Annotated in this window: 18 protein-coding genes; all 18 read left to right on the top strand. The window is 51.9% G+C overall.

What is annotated here, in order from left to right:
* The first annotated feature begins 67 nt into the window (after positions 1 to 67).
* The 18 genes from upp (at position 68) to HMPREF0494_RS03280 (ending at position 14,591) form a co-directional block, all read left to right on the top strand.
* Positions 68 to 703, top strand: a complete 636-nt coding sequence (gene upp, locus HMPREF0494_RS03365; protein ID WP_003712850.1) for a uracil phosphoribosyltransferase — start codon at positions 68 to 70, stop codon at positions 701 to 703.
* Positions 704 to 821: 118 nt separating this feature from the next.
* Entirely contained in the window at positions 822 to 1,937 is a 1,116-nt protein-coding gene (locus HMPREF0494_RS03360; protein WP_040458723.1) for a YibE/F family protein, read from the top strand.
* The gene (locus tag HMPREF0494_RS03355) at positions 1,934 to 2,692 is read left to right on the top strand and encodes a YibE/F family protein (RefSeq protein ID WP_007123523.1); all 759 of its coding nucleotides are present in this window, start codon (positions 1,934 to 1,936) and stop codon (positions 2,690 to 2,692) included. The genes HMPREF0494_RS03360 and HMPREF0494_RS03355 overlap by 4 nt, the downstream gene beginning before the upstream one ends.
* Positions 2,693 to 3,141: 449 nt before the next feature.
* Positions 3,142 to 3,849, top strand: a complete 708-nt coding sequence (gene atpB / locus HMPREF0494_RS03350; RefSeq protein ID WP_003712848.1) for a F0F1 ATP synthase subunit A — start codon at positions 3,142 to 3,144, stop codon at positions 3,847 to 3,849.
* A gap of 24 nt (positions 3,850 to 3,873) precedes the next feature.
* A complete protein-coding gene (atpE, locus tag HMPREF0494_RS03345; protein WP_003666561.1) occupies positions 3,874 to 4,092 on the top strand; it encodes a F0F1 ATP synthase subunit C in 219 nt (72 codons plus the stop codon).
* 46 nt (positions 4,093 to 4,138) lie between these two features.
* Positions 4,139 to 4,657 carry a F0F1 ATP synthase subunit B gene (gene atpF / locus HMPREF0494_RS03340; RefSeq protein WP_007123522.1) on the top strand — a complete coding sequence of 173 codons (519 nt, stop codon included), beginning with the start codon at positions 4,139 to 4,141 and terminating at the stop codon, positions 4,655 to 4,657.
* Entirely contained in the window at positions 4,647 to 5,189 is a 543-nt protein-coding gene (atpH, locus tag HMPREF0494_RS03335; protein WP_007123521.1) for an ATP synthase F1 subunit delta, read from the top strand. Before atpF ends, atpH begins: the two co-directional genes overlap by 11 nt.
* Before the next feature lie 32 nt (positions 5,190 to 5,221).
* Positions 5,222 to 6,754, top strand: coding sequence for a F0F1 ATP synthase subunit alpha (gene atpA / locus HMPREF0494_RS03330; RefSeq protein WP_007123520.1), 1,533 nt, complete (start codon positions 5,222 to 5,224; stop codon positions 6,752 to 6,754).
* 37 nt (positions 6,755 to 6,791) lie between these two features.
* Positions 6,792 to 7,739 (top strand): F0F1 ATP synthase subunit gamma, encoded by a 948-nt coding sequence (locus tag HMPREF0494_RS03325; protein ID WP_040458722.1) that lies wholly within the window; start codon positions 6,792 to 6,794, stop codon positions 7,737 to 7,739.
* A 25-nt stretch (positions 7,740 to 7,764) separates the two neighbouring features.
* Positions 7,765 to 9,192, top strand: coding sequence for a F0F1 ATP synthase subunit beta (atpD, locus tag HMPREF0494_RS03320; RefSeq protein ID WP_007123518.1), 1,428 nt, complete (start codon positions 7,765 to 7,767; stop codon positions 9,190 to 9,192).
* A gap of 13 nt (positions 9,193 to 9,205) precedes the next feature.
* Positions 9,206 to 9,634: a F0F1 ATP synthase subunit epsilon gene (locus HMPREF0494_RS03315; RefSeq protein ID WP_007123517.1), complete on the top strand. Its 429-nt coding sequence runs from the start codon at positions 9,206 to 9,208 to the stop codon at positions 9,632 to 9,634.
* A gap of 207 nt (positions 9,635 to 9,841) precedes the next feature.
* Positions 9,842 to 10,114 carry a DUF1146 family protein gene (locus HMPREF0494_RS03310; RefSeq protein WP_007123516.1) on the top strand — a complete coding sequence of 91 codons (273 nt, stop codon included), beginning with the start codon at positions 9,842 to 9,844 and terminating at the stop codon, positions 10,112 to 10,114.
* Between the two features lie 16 nt (positions 10,115 to 10,130).
* Complete coding sequence (gene murA, locus HMPREF0494_RS03305; RefSeq protein WP_007123515.1) at positions 10,131 to 11,456, top strand: UDP-N-acetylglucosamine 1-carboxyvinyltransferase; 1,326 nt, start codon at positions 10,131 to 10,133, stop codon at positions 11,454 to 11,456.
* Between the two features lie 96 nt (positions 11,457 to 11,552).
* The gene (gene mreB / locus HMPREF0494_RS03300) at positions 11,553 to 12,548 is read left to right on the top strand and encodes a rod shape-determining protein (protein ID WP_007123514.1); all 996 of its coding nucleotides are present in this window, start codon (positions 11,553 to 11,555) and stop codon (positions 12,546 to 12,548) included.
* Positions 12,549 to 12,553: 5 nt separating this feature from the next.
* On the top strand, positions 12,554 to 12,793 hold the full coding sequence (gene yidD, locus HMPREF0494_RS03295; RefSeq protein WP_040458720.1) for a membrane protein insertion efficiency factor YidD: 240 nt from the start codon (positions 12,554 to 12,556) through the stop codon (positions 12,791 to 12,793).
* A 12-nt stretch (positions 12,794 to 12,805) separates the two neighbouring features.
* Positions 12,806 to 13,030 (top strand): DUF2969 domain-containing protein, encoded by a 225-nt coding sequence (locus HMPREF0494_RS03290; protein WP_007123512.1) that lies wholly within the window; start codon positions 12,806 to 12,808, stop codon positions 13,028 to 13,030.
* 53 nt (positions 13,031 to 13,083) lie between these two features.
* Positions 13,084 to 14,277: an FtsW/RodA/SpoVE family cell cycle protein gene (locus tag HMPREF0494_RS03285; RefSeq protein ID WP_007123511.1), complete on the top strand. Its 1,194-nt coding sequence runs from the start codon at positions 13,084 to 13,086 to the stop codon at positions 14,275 to 14,277.
* 14 nt (positions 14,278 to 14,291) lie between these two features.
* The gene (locus HMPREF0494_RS03280) at positions 14,292 to 14,591 is read left to right on the top strand and encodes a glycine cleavage system H family protein (RefSeq protein ID WP_007123510.1); all 300 of its coding nucleotides are present in this window, start codon (positions 14,292 to 14,294) and stop codon (positions 14,589 to 14,591) included.
* Positions 14,592 to 14,622: the final 31 nt, after the last annotated feature.

Raw genomic sequence — 14,622 nt, 5'->3', positions numbered from 1 at the left:
TGGGAAGCTAACAACTTCTCATTTTTTTTGGTAAAATAGTGGAGAAATTCAAAGGAGTGTTTTTGGCATGGGAAAATTTGAAGTTATGGATCACCCGCTGATCCAGCATAAGTTGACGATGATTCGTGATAAGAACGTCGGAACAAAATTCTTCCGGGAAACGGTGAAGGAAATTTCAACCTTAATGGCGTACGAAGTGGCGCGGGATATGCCGCTAAAGGACGTTGAGGTGGAGACGCCAATTGCCAAGACCACTAAGAAGGAACTGGCCGGAAAGAAGGTTGCCATTATTCCAATTCTCCGGGCCGGGCTCGGCATGGTTGACGGAATGACGGACCTGATTCCGGCAGCCAAGATTGGCTTTATCGGAATGTACCGGGACGAAAAGACGCTGAAGCCGCACGAGTACTTTGTCAAGCTGCCCAACGACATTACCGAACGGCAGCTCTTCATCGTTGACCCGATGCTGGCCACCGGTGGTTCTGCCATGATGGCGATTGAAGCGCTGAAGAAGCGGGGTTGCCAGGAGAAGAACATGAAGTTTGCCTGCCTGGTCGCGGCGCCAGAAGGGGTGAAGGCCGTTCGCGAAGCCTACCCTGACGTGGACATTTACGCCGCCGGGCTGGACGACCACCTGAATGCTGATGGCTACATTGTTCCTGGATTAGGGGACGCCGGTGACCGGCTCTTCGGGACTAAGTAGATCGTTCAATTTGAAAAAAGCAACCGTTATGAAAAGGTAAAACTTGCGGGCGGCTGCTTTTTTATTATCCAGAAAAGGGTACAATGGCAATTAGTTTGAAGTGAAGGGGATGCCCAAGATGTTAGAGCACTACTGGTCGCGGTGGCGGCTAGTCCTGCTGCTGGTCCTCAGTCTAGTGGGGGCGGCAGCCTTGTTTTTTACCAGCCATAACCAGCAATTTTACCAGCGGCCGATTGCCCGGGTCGAGCGGGTTCAGCCGGGCGCGGTTCGCCGGACCAGTGACCAGTTTCAAAATGTCGACCATCAACACCAGCAGCGCCTAACGGTCCGGCTTCTCAACACGGCAGCACGGGGGCAGCAGCTAACGGTAAGCAACACTTACAGCGACTCGCAGCCGATGGACCTGCGCTACCACCGGGGCGACCAGCTCTTTTTAAGCCAGCTCAAAAGCCGGCATGGCCGCCTGAGTGCAAACGTGGCGGGCTACAAACGTGACGGCGTGATCGTCTTCCTGTTTTGGCTGGTCTGCCTGCTCTTGCTAATGATGATGGGCAGTGCGGGAGCCCTGGCCCTGCTTAGCGTCCTGGTCAATACCATCCTCTTTATCCTGGCAATCATAATCGATTTGAAAAACAACGGGGAACACGTCATGCTGATCTTTGGGTCCCTCGCGGTTATTTTTACGGTCGTCAGCCTCCTGCTGATTTTGGGGCCGACGAAGAAAATGCTGGCTACCGCGGCGGCGACGATTATTGGGACCTTTACTGCCCTAGGGGTCAGCCTGCTGGTCTTTAACTGGACCCATGAGCGGGGGATTTACTATGAATCCATGCAGTACGTTACCCAGATTCCCCGGCCGCTCTTTCTGGCGGAAACTCTGCTGGGCTCCTTGGGGGCGGTAATGGACGAATCCAGCGACATTATTGCGACCCTCTTTGAACTAAAGCAGCTCAACCCGGCAGTTTCTCGGACCACGCTCTTCTTATCGGGACGTAGCGTCGGCAAGTCGATCATGGGCCCGCTGGTCAACGTACTCTTCCTGATTTTTATGGCCGACACTTTTACCTCGAGCCTGCTCTACATTAAAAATGGAAATTCCTGGGGCTACACCTTTGCGATGAACATGAGCCTGGGAACGGTGCAGAGCCTGGTCAGCGGGATTGGGATTGTACTGGCTGTCCCGCTGGTCAGCGGCTTTGGGGCACTCTTATTGGGGAGGCGAACGTTAAAATGAGTACGATTACGGCTTTGGGGCTGGTCCTGTTAGTGCTGATGGTGCTAGTGGGTGGCAAACAGGGGTGGACGGCATTTTTGAGCCTCCTGTTAAACTTTGGCTTCCTTTACTTTGCCATTGTCCTGATTGCCTTTCACGTGCCGCCGCTCTTCGTGACGGTGACGACCGGAATCATTATCCTGGCGGTGACAATTTTTATGGGGGAGGACGACCTTCGAACGACGGTGACCGCTTTTTACGCCTCGCTAATCGTGACCGCGGTCTTGATCTTGCTAATTGTCCTGGTTGAACACTGGGCGATGGTGCAGGGCTTCGGGACCGAAGACAGTGATGACTTGGAAGGGATGTCGATTTTGATCGGCATCAGCTACTTTAAGGTGCTGATCACGGTGACAACCTTGAGTACTCTGGGGGCGATCGCCGAGGCGGCAATGGCAATTTCGGCCGGCCTGACCGAAATCCTCACAACCCACCCGGAGGCGAGCGACCGGCAGTTGCTGCGCAGCGGGATGGCGATCGGCCGGCAAATTATTGGGACGACCCTCAATACTCTGTTTTTCGGCTTTTTCGGCGGTTTTTTAGCCCTTTTTATCTGGTTCGCCGGTCTGCACTACTCGCTCGGGACGATTATGAATAATAAAATCTTTGTGGCCGAGATGATTGAAATCCTGATTTCCTTTATCGGCGTGCTGCTGACGGTACCGACGACGGCGTGGATCATGACTAAGCGCCGCAGCAAGGTGGCCCCGCGGTGAAAACCAAGGAGCTGTGACGTAAGAACTATTACTAAGTTGAAAATCGAATAGCGCGGTACACAAATGAGGCCTAAAGCTCGGCAAAGCCGAACTCTAGGCCTCTATTTGTGCTCTCTAAAGACTAGCTGCGTGTCGAATGACGAGGTCGTAACCGAGTTCTATCTCGCTCCCTTTTCCTTCCCGGTTGGGTTAAGTCCCGATAATGGGCTGGATTAAAATTCAATTAGTATGAATGATAAACCAACCCCAAGAAGCGTTGAAATTACGTTGAAAGCGCGTCGTGACGCGGCCAAACAGTTAATCAGATTTGTCCTATTTGTCTAATGTTTTTTGAAATTTACGGCAAATAATGATATATTAACTATCGTAACTTGGGCTAATTCGTTTTCTTTGCGACGTTTTCCAATTTACAGCCAAATTATTGTTATAAGGAAAGAGGTGGAATATGAATGGGCGGTGATGCTTTAACTTTTAAGCTTTTCGGACTTACGTTCAATACAACGAACATTGTTTCTGGACTGATTATCTACGCAATCGTGTTCTTCACTCTTTACGGGATGTCACGAAAGATCAAGATGAAGCCGACCGGTGCACAAAACGTGTTTGAATGGCTGGTCGACTTTACCAACGGGATTGTCCGGAGCCAGATGCCGGCATCAGAACAGGGCCATTATAGTTTCTTTGCTTTCGTTCTCTTTGTCTTCATCTTCTTCGCTAACCAGTTCGGTCTGATCTTCCAGTTCCATTGGAACGGTGCGGAAGTGCTTAGAAGTCCAACGGCGGACCCTGTCGTTACGTTAACGTTCTCACTGATGGTAATGGCCCTGGCCCACTTTGCCGGGGTGGCACACAACGGTTTAGGCGGCTATTTAAAGGGCTATACAAAGCCATTCTTACTGATGATGCCGGTTAACATCATTGAAGACTTTGCTAACTTCTTGACGCTGGGTCTCCGTATCTTTGGTAACATTTTTGCCGGTGAACTATTAATGAGTTTAATTGCCAACATGGCCTTTTCACATGGTGCATTGACAATTATCCCCGGATTGCTGTTGGAGCTTGCATGGCAAGGCTTCTCGGTATTCATTGGTTCAATCCAGGCATATGTCTTTGTAACATTAACGACGGTTTATATTTCTCGGAAGGTTTCCGAATAATAATCTCTAAGGAGGAATTTTAAAATGGCATTAGGTGCAATTGCTGCAGGACTCGCTGCTATGGGTGCCGCTATCGGTGGTGGTATTGGTGATGGTATCTTAATCGGTCACACTGTCGACAGTATCGCTCGTCAACCAGAATTACAAAGTCGTCTACAAGCAACGATGTTCATCGGTGTTGGTTTGATTGAAGCCATGCCGATCATCGCGATCGTTATCGGCTTCCTTGTTATGAACAAGTAATTATTGCAATCACTTATTTTTTATTTAGACAAGGAGGTGTCAATAGATGTTTGTGAACAATGTGTTAGCTGAATCAAACAGTTTATACGTTGGTGACCTGATTTTCTACATTGTCACCTTCATTATCCTGATGTTGCTGGTCAAGCACTTCGCTTGGGGTCCAGTTACTGACATGATGAAGAAGCGGGCCGACAAGATTGCCAGTGATATCGACAATGCTGCCCGGTCCCGTGAGAGTGCGGCAAAGATGGCCGCTAAGCGCCAAGCAGAACTGCAAAATTCACGTCAAGAAGCTGCTGACATTGTCAACAATGCCAAGAAGTCAGCCGAAACACAACGAGCACAAATTGTTGAGGCAGCACAAAACGATGCTCAAGCACTCAAACAACAGGCGCAGCAAGATGCTGAACAGGCACGGCGCGACGCCTTGAACGGTGCAAAGGATGACGTTGCAAACTTATCTATTGAGATTGCTTCCAAACTCATCCAAAAGGAATTAAAGGCAGACGATCAAAAAGAATTGATCGACTCCTACATCGAAGGGTTGGTAGAACATGAGTCTTGATAAGAAGACGGTTGCCCGCCGCTATGCCCGGGCACTGTTTGAATTGGTCGATGCAGACAACGAAATCGATCAGACTTATCAAGAATTGATTGCTTTGCGCCAAGTCTTTGAGGACAACGAGGGACTGGAGAGCGCCCTAGCTGGCGTTCAAATGGCCTTCGATGACAAAAAAGCCCTGGTCAGTGCCTTGCAGACGGGTGCTTCCCAATCTGTACAAAACCTGATTCAGATGCTTTTTGATTACGGCCGCATTGATTGTCTGGTCGCAATTATTGATGAGTTTGAGCGGCGGTATGACCAGCGCAATAAGCGGATGCATGCCGACGTTGTTACAGCGATCCAACTCGATAAACAACAACGGGACCAGCTTGCGGACAACCTGGCGAAGCGCTTTGGCGCGAACGAGGTTGTCTTAAACGAGCACGTTGATCCTGCAATTTTAGGTGGGGTTATCGTCCATGCGGATCATAAGACGCTTGACGGTAGTCTCAGCTCAAAGATTAAGCAAATTCGTCGTTTACTAGTTAGATAATTTAGATCTTTTGTTAAAGAGGTGAGACCTTTATGAGCATTAAAACTGAGGAAATCAGTTCACTCATCAAGAAACAGCTTGCCAACTACCAAAACCAGGTTTCCGTTGAAGAAACTGGGACGGTAACCTACGTTGGTGATGGTGTTGCTCGTGCTGATGGCTTGGAAAACGTCATGGCTGGTGAGTTGCTCGAATTTAGCAACGGTGTTTACGGGATGGCCCAAAACCTCGAAAGTAATGATGTTGGTATCGTTATTTTAGGTGACTTCAGCGGCATTCGTGAAGGTGACACTGTTAAACGGACGGGTCGAATCATGGAAGTACCCGTCGGTGATGAATTACTGGGACGGGTTGTTGATCCCCTGGGCCGGCCAATCGATGGCCTGGGTGAAATCAAGACGACCAAGACGCGTCCAATTGAACGGAAGGCTCCAGGGGTGATGGAGCGGAAGAGTGTTAGCGTTCCTCTGCAAACCGGGATTAAGGTGATTGACGCCTTGGTTCCAATTGGTCGGGGTCAGCGTGAGTTGATCATTGGTGACCGGAAGACTGGGAAGACCGCGATCGCGCTTGACACGATCATTAACCAAAAGGACCAGGACGTAATTTGTATTTACGTTGCCATCGGCCAAAAGGAATCAACTGTCCGGGCGAACGTAGAAACCCTGCGTCGCTACGGTGCCCTGGACTACACGATCGTGGTGTCCGCGAGTGCCTCCAACCCAGCGCCAATGCTTTACATTGCGCCATATGCTGGGGCAGCGATGGGGGAAGAGTTCATGTTCGGCGGCAAGGATGTTTTGATCATTTACGATGACCTTTCCAAGCAGGCCGATGCCTACCGTGAACTTTCCCTGATTCTGCGGCGGCCACCGGGTCGTGAAGCTTACCCTGGTGATATCTTCTACACCCACTCACGGCTGCTGGAACGGGCTGCTCGTTTGTCTGATGACCTCGGTGGTGGTTCAATGACCGCCCTGCCAATCATTCAGACCCAAGCGGGGGACGTTTCCGCCTACATTCCAACGAACGTTATTTCCATCACCGATGGTCAGATCTTCTTGGATTCCGATGAATTCTACGCCGGTCAGCGGCCAGCCATTGATGCTGGGACGTCTGTTTCCCGGGTTGGTGGTGACGCCCAAGTTAAGGCGATGAAGAAGGTTGCCGGGACCCTGCGTTTGGATATTGCGTCCTACAACGAATTAGCCTCCTTTGCCCAGTTCGGTTCTGACCTGGATGAAGCGACCCAGGCTAAGTTAGCCCGTGGTCAACGGACGATGGAAGTCTTAAAGCAGGGCCTGCACGAACCGCAAACGGTTAGCCAGCAGGTCGTAACCCTGTTTGCCCTCTCCCGCGGCTTTATTGATAAGGTGCCGTTGGATGACGTTCAGCGTTACGAAAGCGAATTAGCTGCTTACATGCACGCCAATCACCAAGACCTTTACGACAGTATTCAAAAGACCGGGAAGTTGCCTGAAGGCGATGCCCTGATGAACGCAGTGGCTGATTTCACGAAGTCTTTCCAGACCAGTGACGACCAGAAAAAGGCCGCGGCAAAGTAATGTTGATTAATACTAGTCGAAAGGACGGTGAGATTTAGTGCCAGCTTCACTTGCTGCAGTTAAACATAAAATTGAGTCGACACGGAGTACCCGGCAGATTACCTCTGCCATGCAGATGGTTTCAACTGCTAAACTGAATCAAATTCAACACCATACTCAAACCTACGAAGTCTACGCGGAAAAGGTTAAGCAGATGTTGGCTGATCTGGTTAAATCTCACAGTGCCACATCTGCCGCCTCGCAGGACGATGTTTACGCTGCACTATTTAAAAAGCGTCCAGTAAAGAAGACTGGAATCTTTGTGGTTACCTCAGACCGGGGCCTGGTTGGGAGTTACAACAGTAACATTATCAAGCAAACCCTGGCGCTGATGGATGAGCACAAGCTGAACAAGGACAACACCGTTTTTCTGACGATTGGTAAAACCGGGACGGAATTTTTCAAAAAGCGCGGGATGAACATTGTTTATCAGTACACCGGGGTGACCGATGTACCGACCTTCCGCAAGGCCCTGCCAATTGTCCGGACCGCAGTGCAAATGTACAATGACCAAGTATTTGACGAGATGTACCTGGTATTCAGCCATTACGTCAACCGGATTTCATCCAAGGTCATTACGCACAAGGTTTTGCCGATTACCGAAGACTCCCTGCTGGATGTGGATGGCAAGATGCCAGACAAGCAGGCCGCACTGGATAACAGTGACGTTACTTCTGCTCACGTCTCAGCTGAATATGAGTTTGAGCCGTCAGATACGGTAATTGTTTCTGCGCTGGTTGCCCAGTATGCAGAGAGCTTGATTTATGGGGCACTGCTGGATGCCAAGACGTCCGAGCACTCCTCAAGTGCAAATGCGATGCGTTCCGCGACGGATAATGCCGATGACATTATCTCAACGCTGGAATTGCAGTATAACCGTGCACGGCAAGCGGCCATCACCACCGAAATTACTGAAATTACCGGTGGGATGACTGCCCAAGAATAATATTTCTAACGTAGGAGGAAACAACATGAGTTCTGGTAAAGTTGTACAAGTTATCGGACCAGTTGTCGATGTTGAGTTCCCCTTAGACGAAAAGCTTCCTGAAATTAATGACGCGTTGAAGATCAAGGAAAGTGATGACAAGACCTTAACGACCGAAGTTGCTCTGGAATTGGGTGACGGTGTCGTTCGGACGATTGCCATGGACGGAACCGATGGTCTGCAACGGGGAATGGAAGTCGAAAACACCGGTGCTTCAATTAGCGTACCGGTTGGTGATGATACTCTGGGACGAGTATTCAACGTCTTAGGTGAACCAGTTGACAACGGACCGGAATTTGGCCCTGATGCAAAGCGGATGCCAATCCACCGTGACGCACCAAAATACGACGAATTAAACAACAACACGGAAATTCTGGAAACCGGGATCAAGGTGATTGACCTGCTGGCTCCGTATGTTCGTGGTGGTAAGATTGGTCTGTTCGGTGGTGCCGGTGTTGGTAAGACCGTTTTGATCCAGGAATTGATTCACAATATTGCCCAAGGTCACAATGGTATTTCTGTCTTCACTGGGGTTGGTGAACGGACCCGTGAAGGTAACGATATGTACTACGAAATGAAGGCCTCTGGGGTTCTGGAAAAGACTGCCATGGTTTACGGTCAGATGAACGAACCGCCTGGTGCCCGGATGCGGGTTGCCCTGACTGGGCTGACAATTGCGGAATACTTCCGTGACGTCAAGGGCCAGGACGTGCTCTTGTTCATCGATAACATTTTCCGGTTTACCCAAGCCGGTTCAGAAGTTTCCGCCCTGCTGGGCCGGATTCCTTCTGCCGTTGGTTACCAGCCAACGCTGGCGACTGAAATGGGTCAGTTGCAGGAACGGATTACTTCGACCAAGAAGGGGTCGATTACGTCAATTCAGGCCGTTTACGTGCCTGCCGATGACTACACCGACCCAGCTCCTGCAACGACTTTCGCCCACTTGGACGCTACGACCAACCTGGAACGGCGGCTGACCCAAATCGGGATTTACCCCGCCGTGGATCCGCTGGAATCAACCTCAACGGCGCTGACTCCAGAAATCGTTGGTAAGGAACACTACGAAGTAGCTACCCAAGTTCAACACGTTCTTCAGCGGTACCACGAACTGCAAGACATCATCTCAATCCTGGGGATGGATGAATTGTCCGATGAAGAAAAGACGATCGTTGCCCGGGCCCGGCGGATTCAAAACTTCCTGTCCCAGAGTTTCAGTGTTGCTGAACAGTTCACGGGGACGCCAGGGAAGTACGTGCCGTTAAAGGATACCGTTAAGGGCTTCAAGGCCATTCTTGATGGTAAGTACGATGACCTGCCGGAAGAAGCATTCCGGCTGGTCGGCACGATCGATGATGCTGTCGAAAAAGCAAAGAAATTAAAGGCAGACGCTGACACAGACAACGCAAAGAAATAAGGAGGGATAAGGGATGGCTGATAGTAAATTTAAGGTCACGATTATTACTCCTGATGGCACCGTCTACAACAACGATGAGGCGACGATGATCATTCTGAACACTTCTGGTGGTCAAATGGGGATCATGGCGAACCACGTGCCATTGCTTGCTTCTCTGGAAATCAGTGTTGTTCGGATTAAGCATGATGAAGGCGAAGACGAAGTCGCAGCGGTCAACGGGGGGATCATCCAGTTTGATGGTCACGAGGCGCTGATTGCCGCGGATAGTGCGGAAATGCCCGAACGAATTGATATCGAACGAGCCCAAAATGCGAAGGAACGGTCAGAAGCGGCGATTAAGGAAGCGAAGAGCCATCATGATAATGACGGCCTGGCGCGGGCGGAAGCTCACCTTAAACGGGCGATTAACCGTTTGAACGCATCTAAGTACAGCAAAGAATAATTGGCTATCTTGATTAGTCATGGTGGGGGCGGCCCAGTCCCCGCCGATAAAAAAGCAGCTGCTGAGTTGACGCTTGGCAACCGCTTTTTTTGTGTCCTTTGAACAATAACCGGCGTGGATCGGCCACCACGCAGGCAGCCGGGCGAGTCATCGCACTTTTAATAAAAAGTTAAACTTTGCCGGGAACGGCCCTTTTTAACCGTCCGTATGCTATCATACAACTTAGTTTATACAAAAGAGGGCGATCAAGTGCAGATGACGGGTGTCCACGCTTTATTGGAAATTATTGTGCAATTTGTTTTTATCTGGCTGGCGTTTACGGCAATCCAAGGTTTTCACGTCGAACGCCTTTTTAAGCGGCCGCCACGGACGCTGCCGTTAGCAATTGTGCTATTGTCAACCGCGGTTGGCTACCTATGTGCCAACTTCTTTCTAGGGATTTTAACGGCGATTGGCAACTTGACTTACTTGGTTCGCTGAGGGGACGGAGGAAAGAATGGAAAAGATAATTATTAAGGGCGGTCGGCCGTTGCAGGGGAAGGTTGCCGTTGAGGGCTCGAAAAATGCGGTGCTGCCCCTCCAGGCAGCGGCCATCTTAGCGGTTCAAGGGACTGTGACCCTGAACAACGTTCCCCCGGTAACGGATGTCCAGGTGATGAACCGCTTGCTCCGCTTTTTGAACCTCAAAACCGCCTATGGGGAACAGCAGCGACAGCTGGTTATCAATGGCAGCTTCCCCCTGTCTGCGGAAGCTCCCTTTGAATACGTCAACCAGATGCGGGCGTCGCTGCTGGTGATGGGTCCGTTGCTGGCCCGGACCGGACAAGTACGGATTGCACTGCCGGGGGGCTGTTCGATCGGTGCCCGGCCGATTGACCTCCACCTGGCGGGCCTGCGCAAACTGGGGGCCAGCATTAAACAGGACGCCGGTTTTATCGAAGCGCGGTGTGACCACCTGGTGGGTGCCCGGATTACGCTGGACTTTCCCAGCGTCGGGGCAACGGAAAACCTGATGATGGCGGCGACGATGGCCGAGGGAATCACCACCATTGAAAACGCGGCCTGCGAGCCCGAAGTCGTGGAACTCGCCAACCTGCTCAACAAGATGGGCGGCCGGGTGCACGGTGCGGGGAGCAAGGTCATCCGAATCCAGGGGGTCTACTACCTCCACGGCGCGGAATACACGGTCGCCCCTGACCGGATTGAAGCAGGGACCTGGATGCTGGCCGCGGCGGTGACTAACGGCGACGTTATCGTTCAAAACGCGGTGGCCGAGTACAATGCCTCCCTGATTGCCAAACTTGAGGAAATGGGGGTAACGGTGATCAGGCAGGACGACGGCATCCGGGTTTTAGGGACTGCCGTCCTGATCCCAGCCAACGTCAAGGCGATGCCCTACCCCGGCTTCCCAACCGATCTGCAGCCGCAGATGACGGTCCTCCAGCTGCTCGCTAACGGCACCAGCACGATGGAGGAGCACGTCTTTGAGCAGCGCTTTAACCATCTTGAAGAACTGCGGCGGATGAACGCCGACTTCCAGGTGGCCGGTCCGGTGGCCGTCCTTGATGGACCGACCCACTTTAGCGGGGCCGAGGTGACCGCCACGGACCTGCGTGCCGGGGCGGCATTGGTCCTCGCCGGCTTAGCGGCTACGGGCATTACCCAGGTCCGCAACCCCGCCTGCCTTGACCGCGGCTACCATGACTTTTACCAAAAGCTCCGCCAATTAGGTGCGCAGATCGACCGCCTTGATATTAAAGAGAAGTTTAAGATCAAGCCGGAACAGCCGCGTCAGCAAAACAAGGGCAGTGAGCGGGAGTAAATTTGTGGTATAATACCAACGATATTGTCAATCTCATTACCTGGTGGATGCCGCCGGGAAGTAACATCAAGTAAAAGCACAAAGGAGATAAGTTGAATGGCTAAAGATATTGGAATTGATTTGGGGACGGCCAACGTTCTGATTTATGTGCAGGGCAAGGGCATTGTCTTGAACGAACCATCGGTGGTCGCAATCGATACCCAGACCAACAAGGTGCTGGCGGTCGGTTCGGAAGCTTACCGGATGGTCGGCCGGACCCCAAGCAACATTCGGGCAATCCGTCCGCTGAAGAATGGGGTGATTTCGGACTTTGACGTGACCCAGGAGATGCTTTCCTACTTCATTGGCAAGTTAAGCGTCAAGGGCTTTATGTCCAAGCCAAACATCATGATCTGTGCGCCAACCAATATTACCGAAATTGAACGGAAGGCGATTATTCAGGCGGCCGAGCAATCTGGCGGTGGCAAGGTCTACCTGGAATACGAACCCAAAGTGGCGGCCATCGGCGCCGGCTTGGACATCTTCAAGCCCCGCGGCAGCATGGTAATCGATATGGGTGGGGGGACCAGCGACATCGCGATCCTTTCTCTGGGTGACATCGTTGCTAGTCAATCCATTCGCCTGGCTGGTGACAAGATGAACAGTGACATTGCTGCCTACATTAAGGACAAGCACGGCCTGGTAATCGGCGAACACACCGCGGAAAACATCAAGATGGAAATCGGGACGGCCCTGCAGGTGGACGAGCCAAAGGAAATGGACGTTCGCGGTCGGGACGTGGCTAGCGGAATGCCGAAGCAGATTACCGTTAACCAAAACGAAATGGAAGAGGCGCTCCACGACACCCTTGACCAGATCGTGACGGCAACGGTAAACGTTTTGGAAACCATCCCGCCAGAGCTGGCGAGTGACATCATTGACCGGGGGATTGTCCTCACCGGTGGGACTTCCCTGCTAAACGGCCTTGACCAGCTCTTCAGCTCCCGACTCAAGGTTCCGGTAGTCGTTTCCCAGGATCCGCTGGATAACGTTGCCAAAGGTGCCGGCGAGATGCTGGAACGGATGCAAAAGACGGATAGCAAGAAGAAGTAGTGTGAATGGTTCGTTTGCTATGTAAGCTGGTTCGCTGGTACCAACGGGGTGTGTCGGCCCGGCGGCCCTACCGGGTTTGCCGGTTCTATCCCACCTGCTCGCAGTATATGCTGGAGGCCTTGCAGCGCTTTGGCCTCAAGGGGCTGTTATTGGGGATTGCCCGTCTGTTGCGGTGCCAACCGTTTTGCCGGGGCGGCTATGACCCCGTCCCGGAGCACTTCACGTTCCAGCGGCAGCACGAATGAAAAGGTGAAAAAGTGGCAAAGAAAGATAAAAAGATTGAAGTAAGCGTTAAGGACATTGAACGGCACCAGCAACCGGTGCAGCAGATTTTTATCGGCCGCCGGTTGATTGGCGAGGTGGTTACCGACAAGGAACGGTTTAAGGCCATCCTGACCGCCGACCAGAGTGAGTTCAACGTCCGCTCACAAGAAGAGGGCCTGGAAATGGTCCTGCAGCAATACCATCTCCACCAGCGGTAGCTTAGTGGTCGCAAGGGTTCTTGTGAAAAAATCTGGCATAAAGGAGTTAGGTAATGCAACATTCGCAAAATGATGAGGAGAGTCGGATTGACTGGGGAATTATTTTCTGTGTGCTGATGCTCGCCTTGATCGGTCTGGCGTCGATTTACGTCGCGGCAGTGCATGACCAGCAACCGACGAGTGTCGCCCGGCAGGTAATTACCCAGCTGGTTTGGTACGTCATTGGGACGATCCTAGTGGTGGTCATTATGCAGTTTGACTCGGAACAGCTCTGGAAGCTGGCACCAATCGTCTATTGGTTCAGTATTTTCCTGATGTTTGCGATCCTGGTATTTTACAGCCGGTCGTACTACGTGAACACGGGGGCCAAGAGCTGGTTTGCCATCGGGCCGTTTACCTTCCAACCATCGGAAATCATGAAACCGGCCTATATTCTAATGATGGGGCGGGTCATTACAACCCATAACAACCGCTACCCGGTCCACACCGTCCAGTCTGACTGGCGGTTGATTGGGACCATGTTTTTGTGGCTCTTGCCAATCCTGATCTCCCTCCACTTCCAAAATGACTTTGGGACCGCGCTGGTGTTCTGTGCCATTTTTGCCGGGATGATCCTGGTTTCCGGGGTGACCTGGCGGATCCTGGCGCCGGCCATTATTGGAATCTCCGCAATTGGCGGGGCGGTCTTAGCGATGGTTACCAGTACGGTTGGCCGGACCATCCTGGAACACATTGGCTTTCAGGCCTACCAGTTTGACCGGGTCGACACCTGGTTGCATCCGGAACAGGATACGACCAACCAGGGCTACCAGCTGTGGCAGAGTATTAAGGCAGTCGGCTCCGGGGGAATTACCGGGACGGGCTTTAACAATTCCAAGGTGTACGTGCCGGTTCGGGAATCAGACATGATTTTCTCGGTAATTGGGGAAAACTTCGGTTTTATCGGCGGGGTCCTGCTGATCCTGATTTACCTGCTGCTGATCTACCTGATGATCCGGGTGACCTTTGATACCAAAAATGAATTTTACGCCTACATCTCCACCGGGGTCATTATGATGATCCTCTTCCACGTTTTTGAAAACATCGGGATGAACATCGGTTTGCTGCCGCTGACCGGGATCCCGCTGCCCTTCATCAGCGCCGGGGGGTCGTCATTGATTGGTAACCTGATTGGGATTGGAATGGTGATGTCGATGCGTTACCACCACCATTCCTACATGTTTAGCAGCAATAAGGAATTTAGATAACGGAGGATTGCGCAATGGCGACGAAGAATACGTATTTTTGGACGAAACAGCAGGCTGACGGAACCATCCGGGTCGGCTTAAACGACCAGGGCCGTGACGACCTGGGCCAGGTCAGCTTTATCGACCTGCCCGCTGTGGGAACGGAATTGACGGTCGGGGGGAAGTTCATCTCCCTGGAAGCCGAAAAGGCCGTTACCGACTTGGAAAGCCCGGTGGCGGGGACGATCGTCGCCGTCAACGAACAGCTGGCTGACCAGCCGGAAGCCCTGTCAAGCAGCGACGACCAGCAAAACTGGATTGTGGCGGTGAAATAAGCACGACTAACACAAACTAATGAAACGCGAA

This window comes from Limosilactobacillus antri DSM 16041, assembly GCF_000160835.1.
GTDB classification, from domain to species: domain Bacteria; phylum Bacillota; class Bacilli; order Lactobacillales; family Lactobacillaceae; genus Limosilactobacillus; species Limosilactobacillus antri.
Note: the sequence above shows the minus strand (reverse complement) of the source record. Positions and strands in the feature narration are given on the sequence as shown.